General features: G+C 60.5%; 16 protein-coding genes and 1 pseudogene. 9 read left to right on the top strand and 8 right to left on the bottom strand.

Features of this window, described 5'->3' with window-relative positions:
- Positions 1–61 precede the first annotated feature (61 nt).
- Positions 62–1,351 (bottom strand): urea ABC transporter substrate-binding protein, encoded by a 1,290-nt coding sequence (gene urtA, locus ACIQWP_RS20405; protein WP_402791221.1) that lies wholly within the window; start codon positions 1,349–1,351, stop codon positions 62–64.
- 230 nt (positions 1,352–1,581) lie between these two features.
- On the opposite strand from urtA, the gene ACIQWP_RS20400 reads away from it, so the two are divergent.
- The 3 genes from ACIQWP_RS20400 to ACIQWP_RS20390 all read left to right on the top strand — a co-directional run bounded on the left by ACIQWP_RS20400 (position 1,582) and on the right by ACIQWP_RS20390 (position 6,909).
- Positions 1,582–4,971: an ATP-binding protein gene (locus ACIQWP_RS20400; RefSeq protein ID WP_402791219.1), complete on the top strand. Its 3,390-nt coding sequence runs from the start codon at positions 1,582–1,584 to the stop codon at positions 4,969–4,971.
- Positions 4,964–5,887 carry a response regulator gene (locus ACIQWP_RS20395; protein ID WP_402791218.1) on the top strand — a complete coding sequence of 308 codons (924 nt, stop codon included), beginning with the start codon at positions 4,964–4,966 and terminating at the stop codon, positions 5,885–5,887. The genes ACIQWP_RS20400 and ACIQWP_RS20395 overlap by 8 nt, the downstream gene beginning before the upstream one ends.
- 224 nt (positions 5,888–6,111) lie before the next feature.
- Positions 6,112–6,909 (top strand): creatininase family protein, encoded by a 798-nt coding sequence (locus ACIQWP_RS20390; RefSeq protein ID WP_402791216.1) that lies wholly within the window; start codon positions 6,112–6,114, stop codon positions 6,907–6,909.
- Here the strand turns inward: ACIQWP_RS20390 and ACIQWP_RS20385 are convergent.
- Positions 6,897–7,865, bottom strand: coding sequence for a LysR substrate-binding domain-containing protein (locus tag ACIQWP_RS20385; RefSeq protein ID WP_402791214.1), 969 nt, complete (start codon positions 7,863–7,865; stop codon positions 6,897–6,899). The genes ACIQWP_RS20390 and ACIQWP_RS20385 overlap by 13 nt on opposite strands.
- 184 nt (positions 7,866–8,049) lie before the next feature.
- On the opposite strand from ACIQWP_RS20385, the gene ACIQWP_RS20380 reads away from it, so the two are divergent.
- The 6 genes from ACIQWP_RS20380 (at position 8,050) to ACIQWP_RS20355 (ending at position 14,206) form a co-directional block, all read left to right on the top strand.
- Positions 8,050–9,066 carry an ABC transporter substrate-binding protein gene (locus ACIQWP_RS20380; protein WP_402791212.1) on the top strand — a complete coding sequence of 339 codons (1,017 nt, stop codon included), beginning with the start codon at positions 8,050–8,052 and terminating at the stop codon, positions 9,064–9,066.
- A gap of 147 nt (positions 9,067–9,213) precedes the next feature.
- A complete protein-coding gene (locus tag ACIQWP_RS20375; protein ID WP_402791210.1) occupies positions 9,214–10,038 on the top strand; it encodes an ABC transporter ATP-binding protein in 825 nt (274 codons plus the stop codon).
- Positions 10,038–10,904, top strand: coding sequence for an ABC transporter permease (locus ACIQWP_RS20370; protein WP_402791208.1), 867 nt, complete (start codon positions 10,038–10,040; stop codon positions 10,902–10,904). Before ACIQWP_RS20375 ends, ACIQWP_RS20370 begins: the two co-directional genes overlap by 1 nt.
- Complete coding sequence (locus ACIQWP_RS20365; RefSeq protein ID WP_402791206.1) at positions 10,904–12,217, top strand: cytosine deaminase; 1,314 nt, start codon at positions 10,904–10,906, stop codon at positions 12,215–12,217. Before ACIQWP_RS20370 ends, ACIQWP_RS20365 begins: the two co-directional genes overlap by 1 nt.
- Before the next feature lies 1 nt (position 12,218).
- On the top strand, positions 12,219–13,628 hold the full coding sequence (locus ACIQWP_RS20360; protein ID WP_402791203.1) for an FAD-binding oxidoreductase: 1,410 nt from the start codon (positions 12,219–12,221) through the stop codon (positions 13,626–13,628).
- Entirely contained in the window at positions 13,625–14,206 is a 582-nt protein-coding gene (locus ACIQWP_RS20355) for an NAD(P)H-dependent oxidoreductase (protein WP_402791200.1), read from the top strand. The genes ACIQWP_RS20360 and ACIQWP_RS20355 overlap by 4 nt, the downstream gene beginning before the upstream one ends.
- Before the next feature lie 58 nt (positions 14,207–14,264).
- Here ACIQWP_RS20355 and ACIQWP_RS20350 read toward each other — a convergent pair whose 3' ends face one another.
- The 6 genes and pseudogenes from ACIQWP_RS20350 to ACIQWP_RS20325 all read right to left on the bottom strand — a co-directional run bounded on the left by ACIQWP_RS20350 (position 14,265) and on the right by ACIQWP_RS20325 (position 18,999).
- Positions 14,265–15,683, bottom strand: coding sequence for an LLM class flavin-dependent oxidoreductase (locus ACIQWP_RS20350; RefSeq protein ID WP_402791197.1), 1,419 nt, complete (start codon positions 15,681–15,683; stop codon positions 14,265–14,267).
- 158 nt (positions 15,684–15,841) lie between these two features.
- Positions 15,842–16,978 carry a diguanylate cyclase gene (locus ACIQWP_RS20345; protein WP_402791194.1) on the bottom strand — a complete coding sequence of 379 codons (1,137 nt, stop codon included), beginning with the start codon at positions 16,976–16,978 and terminating at the stop codon, positions 15,842–15,844.
- 107 nt (positions 16,979–17,085) lie between these two features.
- Positions 17,086–17,384, bottom strand: a pseudogene (locus ACIQWP_RS20340) (type II toxin-antitoxin system RelE/ParE family toxin).
- On the bottom strand, positions 17,381–17,683 hold the full coding sequence (locus ACIQWP_RS20335; protein ID WP_402791191.1) for a type II toxin-antitoxin system RelB/DinJ family antitoxin: 303 nt from the start codon (positions 17,681–17,683) through the stop codon (positions 17,381–17,383). The pseudogene ACIQWP_RS20340 and the gene ACIQWP_RS20335 overlap by 4 nt, the downstream one beginning before the upstream one ends.
- Positions 17,684–17,905: 222 nt before the next feature.
- Positions 17,906–18,436 (bottom strand): chromate transporter, encoded by a 531-nt coding sequence (locus ACIQWP_RS20330; RefSeq protein WP_402791188.1) that lies wholly within the window; start codon positions 18,434–18,436, stop codon positions 17,906–17,908.
- The gene (locus ACIQWP_RS20325; RefSeq protein ID WP_402791184.1) at positions 18,433–18,999 is read right to left on the bottom strand and encodes a chromate transporter; all 567 of its coding nucleotides are present in this window, start codon (positions 18,997–18,999) and stop codon (positions 18,433–18,435) included. Before ACIQWP_RS20325 ends, ACIQWP_RS20330 begins: the two co-directional genes overlap by 4 nt.
- Positions 19,000–19,086: the final 87 nt, after the last annotated feature.

Here is a 19,086-nt window from a genome sequence, read left to right as displayed (position 1 = left end):
CCTCAAGCTGCCGCGGGCAGAAAAGCCTGCCCGCAGCGGTCTTGCATTAGGTCGGCTGATATCAGGAACCCTTGCCGCCGCACTTGCCGGTGGAAACGTTGAAGTTGCCGCAGTTCATCGGCATGCGCCAATCCGAGATCAGGTCCTTGCTGTCGGGCAGGTAGTCGGACCATTCCTTGCCGACGACTGCAGGGGTCTGCGAGACGACGTCGAACTGGCCGTTCTCCTGCACTTCGCCGATCAGAACCGGCTTGGTGATGTAGTGGTTCGGCATCATGGTGGCGGTGCCGCCGGTGAGGTTCGGGACGGAAACGCCAACGAGCGCGTCGATGACCTTGTCCGGATCGGTCGTGCCGGCCTTCTCGACAGCCTTCACCCACATGTTGAAGCCGATATAGGCGGCTTCCATCGGGTCGTTGGTGACGCGCTTGTCGTTCTTGGTATAGGCGTGCCACTCCTTGATGAAGGCGGCATTGGCGGGCGTGTCGACGGACTGGAAATAGTTCCAGGCGGCGAGATGTCCCACAAGCGGCTTGGTATCGACGCCGGCCAGTTCCTCTTCGCCGACCGAGAAGGCGACGACCGGGATATCCTCGGCCTTCACACCCTGGTTGCCCAGTTCCTTGTAGAAGGGAACGTTGGCATCGCCGTTGATTGTGGAGACGACGGCGGTCTTCTTGCCGGCCGAACCGAAGGTCTTGATCTTGGAGACTTCCGTCTGCCAGTCGGAGAAGCCGAATGGCGTGTAGTTGATGATGATGTCTTCGTCCTTGACGCCTTTCGACTTCAGATAGGCTTCGAGGATCTTGTTGGTCGTGCGCGGATAGACATAGTCGGTGCCTTCGAGCACCCAGCGCTGCACGCCTTCGTTCTTCATCAGGTAATCGACAGCAGGGATCGCCTGCTGGTTCGGAGCCGCACCCGTGTAGAAGACGTTGCGCTCGGACTCTTCACCTTCGAACTGCACCGGATAGAACAGGATCGAATTCAATTCCTTGAAGACGGGCAGAACCGACTTGCGCGACACCGAGGTCCAGCAGCCGAACACGGCCGAAACCTTGTCCTTCTGGATCAGTTCGCGGGCCTTTTCAGCAAAGAGCGGCCAGTCGGAAGCCGGGTCGACGACGACGGGCTCGAGCTTCTTGCCGAGAACGCCGCCCTTCTTGTTCTGCTCGTCGATGAGCATCAGCATGGCATCCTTGAGCGTCGTTTCCGAAATCGCCATGGTGCCGGAAAGCGAATGAAGCACGCCGACCTTGATGGTGTCGTCGGCTGCGAAAGCGCCGTGGAATGCCGTTGTGGACATGATGGCGCCAAGCAGCGCGCCGGAGACGAGAGTCTTGAGTTTCATCCGTGGTTCCCCTCTTTTTGTCTGCCGCAACGGCCGGTAAACGAAGATGAACCGTTGCCTTCAGCGACTATTCGGCAGCCCCCGGGGAAACCACATACGTAAAATGACGTAGGCGCCGGGGCGAAATGTGCAACTTTGGGCACGCTCATGCCCTTAAGCGCGGTATCGATCCATGTTACGACGTCTCTGAACTGCCGAAATGACCATGGCGGGACGGCTGAAGGGTAAGCATGGCTGCGCGGCAACGCATCATTCCTGTGAGACGCGAGTATAATCGCTGGGTCGCAAACCAGACGCTGGAAGACTATGCCCTGCGTTTCACCGCCAAGAGCGCCCGGCAATTCTCCTCGCAACGCATCTCGCAGACAGCGATCGGCGCCATTTCCTTCCTGGCGCTGGAGGCGATCGGCGGCGCGATCACACTTTCCTACGGCACGACCAACGCCTTTTACGCCATCGTGGTCGCCAGCCTCGTCATGTTGGCGGTGGGCTTGCCGATCAGCCGCTATGCCATCCGCCACGGCGTCGACATCGATCTACTGACACGTGGCGCGAGCTTCGGCTATATCGGCTCGACCGTCACCTCGCTGATCTACGCCAGCTTCACCTTCATGCTGTTTGCGATCGAGGCCTCGATCATGTCGGGCGCATTGGAGCTGACGCTCGGCATACCCTTATGGATCGGCTATATCATCAGCGCCGTCATGGTGATCCCGCTGGTGACCTATGGCGTGCGCCTGATCAGCCGGTTTCAGCTGCTGACGCAGCCCTTCTGGATCATTCTCAACATCCTGCCCTTCGTCTTCATCGCCTTTGCCGACTGGGGGAAATTCGATCTCTGGCGGGCTTTCGCCGGCATCCATCACGCATCGAGTGCGCCGGGCAGCGCCGCCCCCTTCGATCTGGTGGAATTCGGCGCGGCCTCCGCCGTCATCCTGGCGCTGATGTCGCAGATCGGCGAGCAGGCCGACTTCCTGCGCTTCCTGCCGCCGGAAGGCCACCGCAAATGGCGCCATCGCCTCGCCGTCTTCCTCGCCGGCCCCGGCTGGGTCATCATCGGTGCGCCGAAGCTGCTGGCCGGCTCCTTCCTCGTCGTCTTGACGTTGACCTCCGGCGTGCCTGCCGATCGTGCCGCCGATCCCGCCCAGATGTATCTGACCGCCTTCGGCTACATGATCCCCTGGCACAATGCCGCGCTGCTGCTCATGGTCGCCTTCGTCATGGTCTCGCAGCTGAAGATCAACGTCATGAACGCCTATGCCGGCTCGCTTGCCTGGTCGAACTTCTTTTCGCGGCTGACACACAGCCATCCCGGCCGCGTGATCTGGCTGGTCTTCAATGTCGCCATCGCCCTGCTTCTGATGGAGCTCGGCATCTATCGGCTGCTGGAGGAGACGCTCGGCATCTTCTCGATCATCGCCATGGCCTGGCTCTGCACGATCTCAGCCGATCTTTTCATCAACAAGCCGCTGGGGCTGGCGCCTCCAGGCATCGAATTCAAGCGCGCCCATCTCTACGACATCAATCCTGTCGGCCTCGGCGCCATGGCACTATCGGCGACGATCTCGCTGATCGCGCATTTCGGCGCCTTCGGCACACTCGCAGCCTCGCTCGCGCCCTACATCACTCTGATCGTCGCTGTCGTCGCCTCGCCCGCCATCGCCTGGGCGACCAAAGGCAAATATTATCTTGCCCGCAAGCCGCGCCAGAGCTGGAAGAACCTGACGACCATCACCTGCTCGATCTGCGAGCATCCATTCGAACCGGAGGACATGGCCTGGTGCCCGGCCTACGCCGCACCGATATGCTCGCTTTGCTGTTCGCTCGACAGCCGCTGCCACGACATGTGCAAGCCGAAAGCGCGGCTCAATACGCAGGTCGCCACGGTCGCGAAGACCCTGCTGCCGGAAAGCATCGTCGCAAGGCTCGCCACGCGCCTCGGCCGTTACGGGATTGCCGTCGCATTGGCTCTGACGGCCATGGGCGCCATTCTGGCGATGATCGCGCATCAGGTCGGCGCGGCGTCCCCCGAGACGGCATCCGTTGTCAACCGCACCATCCTCATCGTCTTCTTCGTCTTTGCCGTCATCGCCGGCGTGGCCTGCTGGTTCTATGTGCTTGCCCATGACAGCCGCGTGGTCGCCGAGGAGGAATCCTCGCGCCAGAACACGCTTTTGCTGAAGGAAATTGCCGCCCACAAGAAGACGGACGCTGCCCTGCAGGGTGCCAAGGAAGCCGCTGAGGCGGCCAACCGCGCCAAGAGCCGCTATGTCGTCGGCCTCAGCCACGAATTGCGCACGCCGCTCAATGCCGTGCTCGGCTACGCTCAGATCCTCGAACGCGACGAAACCATCCCCGCACCGCGCCAATCCTCGCTGAAGGTCATCCGCCGCAGCGCCGAGCATCTGTCCGGCCTGATCGACGGGCTGCTGGACATATCGAAGATCGAGGCCGGCCGCCTGCAGGTCTACTCCAACGAGATCAACATCCAGGATTTCCTCGACCAGATCATCGACATGTTCCATCCGCAGGCACAGGCCAAGGGGCTGGCCTTCATCCACGAGCGTTCCGCCGCCCTGCCCGACTATGTCCGCACCGACGAGAAGCGCCTGCGGCAGATCCTCGTCAACCTGCTTTCCAACGCCATCAAATTCACCGATGCGGGTAGCGTTCGTTTCGAGGTCGGCTATCGCAATCAGGTCGCGACCTTTACCGTTTCGGATACCGGCCGGGGCATCGCCAAAAAGGATCTCACCCGCATCTATGAGCCGTTCCAGCGCGGCGAGGCCGATAGCGTCAGGCCGATGCCCGGCCTCGGCCTCGGCCTGACCATCACGCGGCTCCTCGCGAACACACTCGGCGGCGAGATCTCTGTCACCAGCGAGAAAGACAAGGGTTCGAGCTTCAAAGTGCGCCTGATGCTGTCGGCCGTACTCCGCCCGATGAAGCCGCCGCCGCAGGAGCAACGTGTCGTCGGTTATGAGGGACCTCGTCGCACCATCGTTGTCGTCGACGACAACGAGGATCATCGCGAGCTGATGCGCGAGGTGCTGTCACCACTCGATTTTATCGTGCTCACCGCCGCCGGCGGCCCCGATTGCCTGACGCTGATCGAGGGTATCAAGCCGGACCTTTTCCTGGTCGATATCTCCATGCCCGGCATGAACGGCTGGCAGCTCGTCTCGCGCCTGAGGGAAAACGGCCAGACGGCGCCGATCCTGATGCTGTCGGCCAATATCGGCGATGCCGCCGCGGCGGCCGACAGCGACGACAGCCACAACGACGCCATCTCCAAGCCGGTCGACATCCGCCAGCTTCGCGACAAGCTTGCGCTGCATCTCGGCCTGAAGTGGACCTATGCCGATGCCTCCGCACCAGCCGCGCCGAAGCCGCCGCCGCCGTTGAAGAGTCCGGGGGGAGAGCATGTCCGCGAATTGATACGGTTAGGCGAGATCGGCTATGTCAGGGGCATCGAGGCAAAGCTTGCCGACCTCGCCAGGTTAGATGAAAACAAGCCCTTCACCGACGCTCTGCGCGCTCATGTCCAGGCCTTCGATCTCGGCGGCTTCCTCAATGCGCTCCATGCCTTCGACACGGAAAAGGTAGATCAGATTGGCTGAGACCACCCTGCCCCGCGATATAGTCTTGCTGGTGGACGATTCGCCGGAGGCGCTCGGCTTCCTGACCGATGCGCTTGAACAATCAGGCTTCTCGGTGCTGATCGCCACCTCGGGATCAGCGGCGCTGAACATCGTCGAGCGCATCACGCCCGATCTCATTCTGCTCGATGCCGTCATGCCTGCCATGGACGGTTTCGAGACCTGCCGCCGGCTGAAGGCCAATGCCGGAATTGCCCAGATTCCCGTCGTCTTCATGACAGGGCTGACCGAAACGGAGCATGTGGTCCACGCGCTGGAATCCGGCGGCGTCGATTATCTGACCAAGCCGATCAATGTCGACGAGCTGCGCGCCCGTATCCGCGTTCACCTGCGCAATGCCCGCTCAGCCCAGAGCGCGCGAGTGGCGCTCGACGCGGCGGGTCGCCATCTCCTAGCGGTGAAGGGCAACGGCGCCATCCATTGGTCGACGCCGCAGGCAACGCGTCTCATCAATGCCGCCACCGGCAGCGACGACGGCCTCGATCTGGCATCGAAACACATTGCCGCCTTCATGCTCGAACGCGAGCAGCTCGGCCCCTCCCGCGACAATTTCCTTTCGATGAACAGTGGCGGCGAGGCGGCGTTGCAATTCACCTTCCTCGGCACCATCGGCCCCGACGAATACCTGTTTCGCCTGACGGCCAGCAATCAGCATGCCGACGACGAAGCCTTGCGACAGAGTTTTGCGCTGACACAACGCGAATCCGAGGTGCTGTTATGGCTTGCCAAGGGCAAGTCGAACCGCGACATCGGCGAAATCCTTGGCCTTTCCGCCCGCACGGTGAACAAGCATCTGGAGCAGATCTATGTAAAGCTCGGCGTCGAGAACCGGGCATCGGCGGCGGTGAAGGCCGCCCACGTCCTGCATAGGTCCTGAGACCGAGCTTCGTCTTCTAAGCCAGAGATGAAGGCGGTCCGCTGCAAAGGAGCCTCCACAAAGCCGTCCAGGTTTTTCGAACCCGATAGTCCTGTGCCATGCGTCGACCCCTTTGTCCGATGTGTACGCAAAAAGGCAGCGGCACGGCCGCAAATTGATGCTTTCCACCGTCACCATCCTTGCCGTATCCGTTAGTCACGAGACCCAGACACGAGGACATGGCGATGGCGAAGCCCTTCTATTGGAATGAACTCAACACCTATGATTTCGCCGGTCTCTCGCCCGATACCACCATCGCGATCCTGCCGATCGCCTCAACGGAGCAACACGGCCCGCATCTGCCGATCGCCACGGATGTCGCGATTGCAGAGGGCATGCTGGCGGAACTGAAGGTCCAGCGCCCGGACGATCTCGATTTCCTCGTGCTGCCGTTGCAGGAAATCGGCAAGGCCAACGAACATATCTACGGTCCCGGCACGCTTTCGCTCGGCGCAGAGTTGTTGATCCCGGTCTGGACCGCGATCGGCGCGAAGGTCGCCGAGGCCGGCATCCGCAAGATGGTCATCGTCAATTCCCACGGCGGAAATCTCGATATCATGGGCATCGTCGCGCGCGAGCTGCGCGTGCGCCATCAGATGGCCGTCGTCGCCACGCAATGGACGCGCTTCGGCACGCCTGACGGCATGATCGACGAACACGAGCAACGCTTCGGCATCCATGGCGGCGACGTCGAAACCTCGCTCATGCTGCATTTCCGGCCCGAGCTGGTGCGGATGGAGAAGGCTCAGAATTTCGCCTCCAAGGCCGAGTGGATGAAGGCGCATTCCAAGTATCTGCAGCCTTTGCCGCCGCACTCGCTCGCCTGGATCGCGCACGATCTCAACCCGAACGGTGTCGTTGGCAATGCCGCCAACGGCACGGCGGAGAAGGGTGCACTCATCTGCCGCCACGAGGTCGCCGGCTTCATCGAGATGCTGCGTGATCTGCGAGACTATCCGCTTGCGAACCTCTATTCGAAATAAGCGTCGGCGCGACGCCGCTCCGACGGCGGCATGATGTGCCCTTTCGCCTGCAACTCCTCGACCATCCCGGCGAGTTCAGCGAGCAGATACTCGACGAAGAGGCTGGTGGCGGCATCGAGCGGTGCCCGCGTACGGGCGAAGAGCTTCATCGGCTGAGACCGCGAATGCGGCTCGGCGATCGGCCGGAATACCAGCTCGCCACGCCGACAGTCGGTAATGACATCAAGCGGATTGAGCAGCGTCAGCCCCGCCCCGCATTTGACCAGCTGCTTCAGCATTTCCGACGCGTTGCTCTCCAGCACCGGCTCGACCTGAACGGCGAGACGGGCGAGCGTCAAATTAATGACGTCTCTAAGGCTGGTGCCGGGCTGCGCCAGCAATAGCCGTTCCTCCACGACATCAGCGAGGTGGATTGGCCCCGGTCCGATCAGGCGATGACCGGGCGGCAGCACGACGCCGATCGGGATGTCGAAATTGCCGAGCGAGCGGATGCCCGGCGTAGCCGGTATGTTGAAGCCAAGCCCGATATCGACCTCGCCGGAAAGCACCGGCGCCATGGTTGTCGAGCCGGAATCGTTGCGAAGCTGAATGAAGACCCTGGGATGTTCGGAAAGAAAGCGCGCGATAATCTCAGGCAAGGGCCCCGACGCCAATCCAACCGTCGCCACGATCCGGACCTTGCCGGCCCGCTGCATCTTGAGACTGCGGATGCGCCCCTCCAGCCGCTCGTAATTCTTCAATACCTCGCGGATGTGCTCGATGCAGAGTTCGCCGGCCGCCGTCAGCCGCAGGCCGCGCGGCAGACGTTCGAAGAGCGGAGCTCCCATCTCCTCCTCCAGCGCCAGAATCTGCCGGTTGATCGCCGATGAAGCGATGTTGAGCCGCGCCGCCGCCTTGCGGATCGAGCCGCAGCGGGCAATTTCATTGATGTAGAGAAGCCGTCTCGAGTGCAGCATGTTCGTTCCCATTGCTTAATTTTTGCCCAGGCCGCACAATTTAGGCACAGACCCGGGAACAGATGCCAAAAAGGCATCAATGCGCACGAATTTTGATGCTTTTCAAAGAGCAAGGCAACCGTTCAAATGCAGGAAATGGGCGCCAACAGCGACGTCCCATGGCAGATAAGGGGAACAGTCAGCCATGTACAAAGCCTTGAAAACAAATATGTTTTTTGCCACGATAGGCCTCGCCACCGCGATCATGGCGGCCGAGCCCGCAAATGCGCTCGACAAAGTGACCTACGGCACCAACTGGCTTGCGCAGGCCGAGCACGGCGGCTTCTACCAGGCGATTGCCGACGGCACCTATAAAAAATACGGCCTTGACGTCACCATCGTCCAGGGTGGCCCCAACGCCGCCAATTCGGCCTTGCTGATTTCCGGCAAGCTCGATTTCTACATGGGCGGCCCGCAGCAGGAGATCGATGCAGTTAAGCAAGGCATACCGATCGTCGACGTCGCGGCGATCTTCCAGAAGGACCCGCAGGTGCTGATCGCCCATCCGGATGCCGGCGTGGAAAAATTCGAAGACCTTGCCAAGCTGCCGACGCTGTTTCTGAGCAAGGATGGCTATGTTACCTATTTCGAATGGATGAAGGCGAATTTCCCGGGCTTCAAGGACGAACAGTTCAAGCCCTACAATTTCAGCGCGGCGCCTTTCCTCGCCGACAAGCAATCCGCGCAGCAGGGATACGTAACCTCGGAACCCTATGAGATCGAGAAGCAGGCGGGCTGGAAACCGAAGGTCTTCCTGATCGCCGACGCCGGCTACTCGCCCTATTCGACGATGATCACCGCGCAGAAGTCGCTGGTCGACAAGAACCCCGATCTCGTGCAGCGCTTCGTCAATGCCTCGATCGAGGGCTGGTACAACTATCTCTACGGCGACAACAAGGCGGCCAACGAGCTGATCAAGAAGGACAATCCTGATATGACGGATGGCCAGATCGCTTATTCCATCGCCAAGATGAAGGAATATGGCATCATCGAATCCGGCGACGCCGTCGACAAGGGCATCGGCTGCATCACGGATGCGCACTACAAGAAGTTCTTCGACGAAATGGTACAGATCAAGGTCTTCGACGCCGATATCGACTACAAGAAAGCCTTCGACACGCAGTTTGTCTGCAAGGGTTTTGGAATGTCGTTGAAGAAGTAAGCCTTGGCACCTCCCCCTTGAAGGGGGAGGTCGCCGCAAAGCGGCGGGTGGGGGTGATACTCTCGGATTTACAAAGATCACCCCGCCCCGGAGCTTCGCTCCGACCCTCCCCCTCAAGGGGAGGGTGGATCAACAAAGAGCCGAGCCATGCCAGTGTCTGAAGCCACCAAGTTCACCCAAACCGAGCCGCGCAAGCGGCCGCTCGTCGTCATGGAGCAGGTCTCCAAGGTCTTTTCCAATGGCACGCTGGCGCTATCGGGCATGTCGCTGCATGTCGAGAGCGGTGAGTTCATCAGCCTGCTCGGCCCTTCCGGCTGCGGCAAGTCGACGGCCCTGCGCATCATTGCGGGTCTCGGTGGCGCGTCGAGCGGCAGGATCGACTGGCCGAGTTCGCGCATCAATTCCAAGGGCCTGCCGGAGGGGGATATCAGCTTCGTCTTCCAGGAACCGACGCTACTGCCCTGGAAGACGGTGTTCGGCAACGTTCATCTGCCCCTGAAACTGCGAGGCATATCGAAGGCCGCAGCGCACGAGCAGATCATGGGGACGCTGGCAACCGTCGGCCTCCAGGATTTTGCCGAAGCCTACCCGCGGGAGCTTTCCGGCGGCATGAAGATGCGTGTCTCCATTGCCCGCGCGCTCGTGACGAAACCGAAGTTGCTTTTGATGGACGAACCCTTTGCGGCACTCGACGAAATCACCCGCCAGAAGCTCAATGATGACGTGCTGCGCCTCTGGCAGACGACAGGGATCACCGTCATCTTCGTCACCCATTCCGTCTACGAATCCGCCTATCTCTCCAATCGCATCGTCGTCATGAAGGCGCGGCCTGGCCGGGTGCACACCGACTTTCCGCTTATCACCAGCGGTGAGCGCGATCCGCTCTACCGCTCATCGGAAGAATACCGGCAGGTGTGCGAGAAGGTATCCCGATCGCTGATCGAGGCCATCGGCTGGCAGGAGGCCCATTGATGAGCGACAGCACCAGCCTATCCGCCAACCTATCCGTTGAATCCGCCGATATGCCCCCTGCCACCATGGCCGGAAAGGGCAATACGGAACGCTTGCTCGGCCTTTTCGTGCCGATCCTGACCGTTCTCGTACTGCTTATCCTTTGGCAGCTTCTCGTGGTCGGCGCCGACATCCCGCAATATATCCTGCCGAGTCCGATTGCCGTCGCCAAGGCGCTCGTGTCCGACTGGGGCATCCTGTGGCCGGCTCTGTGGGTGACCACACAGATCACCTTCATATCGCTGGTGCTGGCGCTGATCGGCGGCGTCGGCTTTGCGATCTTCCTCGTGCAATCGCGCTGGATCGAACTCGCCTTCTATCCGCTCGCGGTCATCCTGCAGGTGACGCCGATCGTGGCGATCGCGCCTCTGATTCTCATCTATGCGCCAACGCGCGAGTCGGCGCTGCTGATCTGCGGCTTCCTCGTCGCCTTTTTCCCTATCCTGTCCAACATGGTGCAGGGGTTAAAGAGCGTCGACCACAATCTCCTTAATCTCTTCGACCTCTATGGCGCCTCGCGCTGGCAGGCGCTGCTGCACCTGAAGCTGCCGGCGGCCCAGCCCTATTTCATGACGGGGCTCAGGATCGGCGGCGGCCTCTCGCTGATCGCCTCCGTCGTCGCGGAATTTGCCGCCGGCTCCGGCGGTCCCAATTCCGGCCTCGCTTTCCGCCTGCTCGAAGCGCAGTACCGCCAGAACATGCCGCGCCTGTTTGCGGCCTTGCTGCTATTGTCGGCGCTCGGCGTCGCCATCTTCGCCTTCACCTCGTTCATCTCGTGGCTCAGCCTGCATCGCTGGCATGAGAGCAGCCTCAAGCGGGAGAACTGATGACCCACGCCTTCATGTCCCCACCGAATGCCGCCCGCTTCGTGCTCTGCAACGCCACCGTTCCCGCCGTGACGCTCTCCGGCTTTCGCGGAGCCGCCAGCGAAGGGCTGGTCAAGGCCGACATCGTCGTCGCCGACGGCCTTGTCAGAGATATCCTGCTGCCCGGCACAGCACCTGCCGAGTTCGCCAGGGTCGATATGCGGGATGGCATGGTCTGGTCGACCTTCGTCGACATGCACACCCATCTCGACAAGGGCCACATATGGGAACGACGCTCCAACCCGGACGGTAGCTTCATGGGCGCGCTCGATGCCGTGCGCTCCGACCGCGAGGCCAACTGGTCGGCCGACGACGTGCGCAAGCGCATGGAATTCTCGCTGCGTTCTGCCTATGCCCATGGCACCGGCCTGATCCGCACCCATCTGGATTCGCTGGCGCCGCAGCACCGCATTTCCTTCGAGGTCTTCACTTCGGTCCGCGAGACCTGGAAAGACAGGATTGCGCTGCAGGCCGTCGCTCTTTTCCCGCTCGATGCCATGGTGGATGACCTCTTTTTCACCGATCTGCTCCGTGTCGTTCGCGAGGCCGGCGGCTTGATGGGCGGCGTTACGCAGATGACCCCGGAACTCGACGCACAGCTCGACAAGCTTCTGCGCGCCGCCGCCGATAACGGCCTCGACATCGACCTGCATGTCGACGAGACGGAAGACAAACAGGTCCTGACGCTGAAGGCGCTTGCCGAAGCCGTGCTTCGCAATGGCTTTACAGGCAAGGTGACGGCCGGCCATTGCTGCTCGCTTGCGCAGCAGGACGAGGATGTGGCTCACGCGACGATCGATCTCGTCGCCAAAGCCGGAATCTCCATCGTCTCGCTGCCGATGTGCAACATGTACCTGCAGGATCGCCACCCAAGCCGCACGCCGCGCTGGCGTGGTGTCACCCTGCTGCACGAGCTTGCCAAGGCCGGCGTACCGACCGCGGTTGCCTCCGACAACACCCGCGATCCCTTCTACGCCTATGGCGATCTCGATCCGGTCGAGGTGTTCCGCGAAGCCGTTCGCATCCTGCATCTCGACCACCCGCTGGATACGGCCGCAAGGGTCATCACCACCTCGCCTGCAGAGATACTTGGCCGCCGGGATGTCGGGCGCATCGCCGTCGGTGGCCCGGCCGATCTCGTGCTTTTCAGCGCCCGGCGCTGGAGCGAATTTCTTTCCCGCCCACAGTCCGACCGCGTCGTCCTTCGTAAGGGCAAGGTAATCGACCGCAGCCTGCCGGACTATCGTGAACTCGACAGCGTCATTGGAGCGTAAAATGCCGGATTATCAGCGCATCAAGAAAGAACTCGAAGGCATCGCCATCGAAGACAATCCGGCGCTCGTGCGCCAGAAGAGCCGGGACTTCTACTGGTATTCACCGATCCTGAAAGCCCAGCTCGACAACGTCACCGCCGATCTCGTCATCACGCCGAAGACCGAGGAGGAGGTGATCCGCATATTGAAGGTCGCCTATGCGCATGACGTACCCGTCACGCCGCGCGGTGCCGGCACCGGCAATTATGGCCAGGCCATGCCGCTCTCCGGCGGCATCGTGCTCAACCTCGCCGCCATGAACAAGGTCAAGGAGATCCATCCCGGCCGCGTCATCTGCGAACCCGGCATCGTCATCGCCGAGCTCGACCGCCAGACCAAGACCCATTCGGGCCAGGAACTGCGGTTCCACCCCTCGACAGCGCAGACAGCGACGATCGGCGGTTTCATCGCCGGCGGCTCCGGCGGCGTCGGGTCGATCACCTGGGGAGGCCTGCGCGATCTCGGCAATATCCTGCGCCTGCGCGTCGTCACCATGGAAGCCGAGCCGCGTGTTCTCGACCTCACCGGCTGGGATCTGACCAAGGTCAGCCATGCCTACGGCACCAACGGCATCATCACCGAGATCGAAATGCCTTTGGCGCCGGCCTATGATTGGGTCGACGTGCTGGTCGGCTACGACGATTTCATGGACGCCGTGCGCTTCTCCGATGCGCTCGCCAAATGCAACGGCATTCTGGTCAAGGAGATCGCGCCGATCGCAGCTCCCATCCCACACGAGTATTTTACCCGCCACAAGCCCTATATCCGTGAGGGTCAGTCGATCGTGGCGCTGATGATCGCGCCGCATTCCATGGCCCCCTTCATCGCTTTCGCAGGCCAACAGAAGGGCGAGATCACCTTCCGCTCCGATAAGGTGGAAAGCATGAAGGGCATCCCGCATGCCTATGAGCTCGCCTGGAACCACACGACGCTGCGCGCCATCAAGGTCGATCCCAGCATCACCTATCTGCAGGTGCAGTATCCGGGTCCTGATCATGTCGCCAAGGTGCAGAAGATGGTGGAGATCTTCGGCGACGAGGTGCCCGGCCATCTCGAATTCATCCGTTTCGACGGGCAGATCCAGTGTGCCGGCCTGCCGCTGGTGCGCTACACCTCTGAGGCCCGGCTGGAGGAGATCATTAGGATTCACCAGGATCACGGCTGCCCGATCTTCAATCCGCATCGCTACACGCTGGAGGAAGGCGGCATGAAGCAGACGGATGCCGTCCAGCTCGCCTTCAAGAAGGAAACCGATCCGAAGGGCCTGCTCAATCCCGGCAAGATGATCGCCTGGGACGATCCGAACTTCGATTTCAAATCCGGCAAGAACTATCTCTTCCCCGGCCTTGCGGATCTGATGGAGGCCTCATGAAGGTTCTCGTCCTTCATTCCCATCCCGTCGAGGAGAGCTATGGCGCAGCGCTGCACCGGCAAACCCTCGCAAGCCTGAAACGCGGGGGACACGAGGTCGACGACTGCAATCTTTACGCTGAGGGTTTCGACCCGGTTCTGTCACGCCATGATCGCCTGATCTACCATGATTATCCCGAAAATACCGAGGCGCTGAAATCCTATGTCGAACGGCTGGAGCGCGCCGAGGCCCTGGTGATCGTCACCCCGGTCTGGAATTTCGGCTTTCCGGCCATCCTCAAGGGTTATTTCGACCGCGTCTGGCTTCCGGGCGTCTCCTTCGAACTCGTCGATGGCAAGGTGCGCTCAAAGCTGCAGCATATCCGCAAGCTCGGCGCCGTGCTGACCTATGGCGCCGACCCATTCCGCGCCTTTATTGCCGGAAATCCTCCGAAGAAGATCGTCAAACGCGTGCTGCGCGCCCAGATCAAGCCTTTCGCACCGGTCGTCTTCCTCGCGCATTACGATATGAACCGCTCGACAGAGACTTCCCGCAAGGAGTTTTTGGCGAAGGTCGGCCGCGAGATGGAACGTTTCTGAGCAAGCCTCAAGATTTGGCGGTCACAGATGATCGACCAATCCGTCGTCGATCCAAAGCCTAGACGCCAGCCGACTTGCGCAATGGTGCGGCAAGTTCCGCATCCCGGCGTTTGACGGCCTCGATATCGCGGTAGGCATTGGCCGGGTGGGTTGCCGGGAGATAGGGTCCTTCGCCGAACAGCTTTTCGCGCAGGGTGCCCGGGCGATAGGCGGTCGGATATGCGCCGCGCTTCTGCAGTTCGGGAACGAGCAGATCGACCGCCGCCTCAAAGCTGTCTGGCGTCACGGCATAAGCGAGGTTGAAGCCGTCGACGTCAGTCTCTCCGACCCATTCCTGCAGGATATCGGCGACGGTCGACGGCGATCCGACGAATACCGGGCCGGTTCCGCCAATCCCGCCCCATTTGGCGAGCTCCTCGACTGTCCAGACACGGTCCTTGCCGCCGAAATGCTCGATCATCGAGACGATGGCATTGGTCTCGACTTTCTTCAACTCGTCCGTCGGCGCATATTGGCCAAAGTCGATGCCGCTCCAGCCGGACATGAAGACGAGTGAGCCGTCGTAAGAGGCGTAGCTCTGATACTCCTCGAACAGCTGCTGCGCCTTCGCGTCGGTCTCCGCGATGATCAGCGTCGTCAGATTATAGATCAGCACTTTTCTTGGATCGCGGCCGGCAGCCGCAGCCCTCTGCCTGATATCGGCAACATAGGCGCGCAGCAGGGTCTTGGTCGGAGCTGCCACGAAGACGCATTCGGCATGGCCGGCGGCGAAGGCCTTGCCTGGTCCCGATGCGCCTGCCTGATAGAGCACCGGGGTTCGCTGCGGTGACGGCTCGCAGAGATGGTAGCCCGGAACCTCGAAATATTTGCCCTTGTGGCCAATTTCATGGACCTTGGCGGGATCGGTGAAAATACCCCGCTCGGCATCGCGCAGCACGGCGCCCTCTTCCCAGCTCCCTTCGAAAAGCTTGTAGAGAACCTCCACATATTCGGAGGCGACCTCATAGCGATTGTCATGGGTCTTCAAACCGCCCTGACCGACGTTCTTCGCGCCGCTCTCGAGATAGGAGGTCACGATATTCCAGCCGATGCGGCCCTTGGTGTGGTGATCGGCGGTCGCAAGCCGGCGAGCAAACGTGTAGGGATGCTCGAATGAGGTGGAGGCGGTAATTCCTATGCCGAGATGCTCGGTCGCAAGCGCGATCGGCGCCGCGAGCTGGATCGGGTCGTTGACGGGTATCTGCGCGGCCTGCTCGATCGCGTGATAGTTCGAACCCTTGTAGACATCGTAGTAACCAATGACGTCGGCGATGAATATGCCGTCGAAAATGCCGCGCTCCAGCGTCCGCGCCAGATCCTGCCAGTAATCCAGATCTTTGTATTTCCACGACTTATCGCGTGGATGTTTCCACAGACCGGGGGATTGATGCGCGACGCAGTTCATGTCGAATGCGTTGAATCGAATATGCCTTGTCATACCAGCTCCGGACGAATGGGACCGGTGAGTAAGCTATGGATGGCAACGGCATTCGGAAAGTAATCACATAATATCTATGTACTCTATCGAGAAATATTTTTCCCTGACGCGTTCGGGCTAAATGAGCGCTGCCGCGGACAGCTATTGTCAGGCGCGGCCTAAAGGGCGGCCTCGTATGCCGACCATACGGGTGGCGCGATCCGGAAGCTGTTCTTCCCGGACGACTTGGCCTCGTACAAGCCGCGATCCGCTTTCGCAAATATGTCCTTCGACGAATGGCCGGGTACGATTATGGCGGCGCCGACGGAGGTTGCAATGCGGATGCTCTTTGCCGGCGTGGAGACGGTCCAGTTCAATCCCTTGACGACGCGATCGGCAATTTTCGCAAGATGCTCGGTCGAGAGGCATTCATGGATAACGGCGAACTCGTCGCCGCCGATTCGGGCCACCATTTTGGCTTTGGGGACTGCCCGCGAAAGTCTGCGCCCTGCCGCTTTGAGGCAGTCATCTCCCGCCAGATGTCCAAGAGTATCATTGACGGACTTGAAGCCGTCGAGATCGACCAGGAGGAGTGCTTTGTCCGTGCGGCCTCCGGCTGTGCATATTTCGTTGAAAAACGTCTCAAATCTGGTGCGAGACGTCAGTCCGGTCAGAATGTCATGCTCGGCCAATTGGCGAAGCTGCTCGACCATCATCTTTTCGGCGGTGATATCCTGTTTCATCCCGAAAATTCTTGTCGCGGTCCCGTTCGCAAACTCGACGCAGGCGGTTATTCTGATCCATCGGCAATTGCCGCTTGCGGTAATGATCTGTGCGTCCAGGCTGAAGCCTTCGCCGGTACGAATTGCCTTTTGCCGCGCTTCATCGAGACGTCTTCGCGTCTCCGGCGTGTAGAGTTTGAGGATTTCATCCCTCGTCAGCGGCGTTTGCGGAGCAAGATCAAAGAGCTCATAGACCATATCCGTCCAGCTGAGCGTCTGGTCGGGCAAACTGCATTCCCACACACCTATGCGAGCGGCCTTGAACGATCGATCGAACAATTCCCGCAAATGCATGAACTCGCGGGAGCCGATTGCTTGCGGATCGAGTATTGCATTTCCATCACAAGACACTCGAGGCCCTCGCCAGCTGATCAAAAAGACCGTCACCGGCCTTATGACCGGCAATCTTTCCCGGCGAAAGGATGGCATGGATTGTTTGCATTTTGGTTTCCAAAAGCAGCGGTCGTTGCGACTATCACCGATATCAACAGCTGTATTTCGAGGCTGAAACTCCGGAGAACGGAGGATTTTCAAGCGGAAGGTGCTATACGCACACATTGAACAACCAATAGGCGTCGCCCGCCGGCGGAGCTCTCGAATTTCAGATCAATACCCGTCTCGGATCAGCGCCCAATATTCAACTATCCATTGTCGCCGACTATTTCGTCAGGCCAAACCTGCGCGCCGTGTAGAACACGCAAAACCCTGATCCGATCGGGCAGGACGATGCAGGCTGCGATATAAGGTGTTCGCGCTATGACTAGCTCGCGCGTGCCGGCGATACGGCCGGGGCGACCACTTTCGGGAAAGTCGCGCAAGCGCCTGACAGCGCGTTCGATCGACTCGTCGACATAAACGGCGGCCTTAGGGTTTTCCGCCTCGATGTAGTTGAATATCTGCGAACAGTCGTCGGGGGCGTACTGGCCCAGACGAGCCTCATTGGCTGCCGGCTGCTCGAAGAGCTGCCGCGCGACGTTCCCGAAAATGGGCCTCCACAGCATCATCCTCGGCATCCGCACGGACATCCTGGAGCGCTTCCACGACCTTGCTTCTGAACCAAGCATCCTGGGCCGCACTATTGCTGACCAACTCCAAAGGGAGCGCACCCTCATTCGCCGTTCGCGTCAGAAGAATACGAACCGCATCGGAAACCGTTAGACCCATGCTTTCCAGAACAGCGGTTGCCCGTTCCTTCACATCCGCATCGATGCGCGTCTGAACAAGAGCATTTGAAGCCATTGAAACCTCCGTCATGTGACAGAAATGTAGTGCAAATGCATGACAAAAGCTAGGGTCATACGATGCGCGTTGAACGGGCCGGAACGTTTCCCTGCCTTCGAACGACCAAGAGAACCTCGGCCGAAAGCCACGAATAGCGCTCCCGATAGGGTATCGATCCGCATCTCCGCAATCAGCGTTCCGCCTCAGTACCGCATTTGCCGGCACTGGCTGGTTCCCTGCTCACACCTGACCAACGCCGCTCAAGCCGATCAATGCGCCAATGCCGAGAACGATGAGTGGATGGACGCGCGTCGTCGAGAGAACAAGTGCGGCGACGGCTACTATCGCCGCCAAGATCCACCCCTGTGCCGATGCCTGAGTGATGACAACCGCGCTGGCGGTGACGAGCCCGGCGGTCATCGGCACCAGCCCAGCCTGCACGATCCTCCGCCACGGCCTGTCCTTGAAGCGATTCCAGAGATGCAGCACCAGATAGGTGAGGATCGAGGACGGCCCGAACTTTGCCACCGAAGTCACCAATACACCCGCCCATCCGGCGACATGCCACCCCACCAGGGGCACGACCATCAGGTTCGGGCCGGGAGCCGCCTGCGCCAATGCAAACAGCGCACCAAATTCCTGCGCCGTCATCCAGCGCTGCACGTCAACGACCTGCCGGTGCATTTCCGGGAGAATGGAATAGCCGCCGCCGAAGGCCAGCAGCGAGAGCTGCGTAAAGATAATTGCGAGCGCAAACAAGGTCGAGGTCATGCTTCAAACTTCCAGGTGGCGATAATGCTGAGGGGTGCCAGAACCAGCATCGTCGGCAGCAGGGGTAGCCCAACTATAGCGATGGCGGCAAAACAAATGGCTATAATGACCAGGGCGACAGGCCTGCGGCGCAACGGCAGGACGATCTTGACGGCCATCGAGATCAGCAGGCCCGCCGCGGCCGCGGCGAGGCCTGCGAACATGTGCTGGACGCGCGGATCGCTGTTGAACTGATCGTAAATGACGCCGAGGCCGATCACGATCGCCGTCGGCGCGACAATCAGGCCGAGAAGAGCTGAGAGCGCGCCCGCCACGCCTTGGAACTTCGAGCCGATCGCAACCGACATGTTGATGATGTTGCCGCCGGGCAGGAACTGACAAAGCCCGAGCAGTTCGGTGAATTCCTCCCCGGTCAGCCACTGTCGGTCCTCGACCACCATGCGGCGCGCGAGCGGCAGAACCCCACCAAAACCGATGAGGCCGAGTTTGAAGAATCCGAAGAAGAGCTCGGCGACGGTTGGCCGTTCACGCTGAACGACGCTGGAATGAGAGATGGCGTCCATATCTTGGTCCGTATGATTCATGTCTAACAACGCGCAAGGTAGACTTTTCCTGACCATGCGTCCAATATATGGATTGAACATCATTCA

This window comes from Rhizobium sp. NPDC090279 (genome assembly GCF_044769665.1).
In the GTDB taxonomy this organism is placed as follows: domain Bacteria; phylum Pseudomonadota; class Alphaproteobacteria; order Rhizobiales; family Rhizobiaceae; genus Rhizobium.
Note: the sequence above shows the minus strand (reverse complement) of the source record. Positions and strands in the feature narration are given on the sequence as shown.